The following is a 777-nucleotide window of genomic DNA, read 5'->3' as shown; positions in this document are numbered from 1 at the left end:
CAGTTCTTGTTACGGCTTTTACATTTCCTCTATCCCTCAAATCACGACCTTCATTAGCTTCCATAAACATTTCCAGAATATCGGTTTTAATCAGGACTTTGCGACCAACCTTTAATACTGGAAGTTTCTTCCATTCTACAAGCTGTCTTAAGGTGTTTCTGCCGATTCCCGTATAGTCAGCAGCTTCTTCGATGGATAATGCAATTTTTCTTTGCGTCATATAATCACCTCCTTACAAATTGCATTATGCAATTCTTGTGATGTAAGTATATCCTTTTCACATCTTTTTGTCAAGCGTTACGAAATGTTAAAAATAAACTTTATATTGCATATTGCAATTTCAGAAAAACAATGCTATAATTCATACATACCGAAAAAGGAGGCAGTCAGCATGAAAGATAAAGAATTACGCAAGCTGATAGGGAGCAGAGTAAAACAGCGCCGTCTGGAATTGAATCTGACACAGCCTTATGTCGCAGAAAAGATGGGTGTTACCGCTTCTACAATCCTGCGTTATGAGAATGGTTCGATTGACAATACGAAAAAAATGGTGTTGGAAGGTCTTTCGGAAGCACTCCATGTATCTGTGGAATGGCTCAAAGGGGAAAAAGATGAATATGAAACCGATATTACGGATAAGAGAGAATTACAGATTCGTGATGCGATGGGAGATATTCTGGAACAGTTACCACTTGCCCTTACCAAAGAAGAAGATGCTTTTTCAAAAGATTTATTACTGCTGATGTTAAAACAATATGGTCTGTTTTTGGATTCCTT

The 777-nt window shown here is 37.6% G+C and carries 2 protein-coding genes; one reads left to right on the top strand and one right to left on the bottom strand.

Features of this window, described 5'->3' with window-relative positions:
* The coding region (locus tag LJE09_RS17280) for a helix-turn-helix domain-containing protein (RefSeq protein WP_227311605.1) at positions 1 to 220 on the bottom strand (220 nt) is incomplete at its 3' end.
* Positions 221 to 391: 171 nt separating this feature from the next.
* Between LJE09_RS17280 and LJE09_RS17275 the strand changes: the two genes are divergently transcribed.
* Positions 392 to 777: helix-turn-helix domain-containing protein (locus tag LJE09_RS17275; protein ID WP_227311604.1), on the top strand; the 386-nt coding region annotated here is incomplete at its 3' end.

This window comes from Blautia sp. DFI.3.45, assembly GCF_020593505.1.
GTDB lineage: Bacteria > Bacillota > Clostridia > Lachnospirales > Lachnospiraceae > Blautia_A > Blautia_A wexlerae.
Note: the sequence above shows the minus strand (reverse complement) of the source record. Positions and strands in the feature narration are given on the sequence as shown.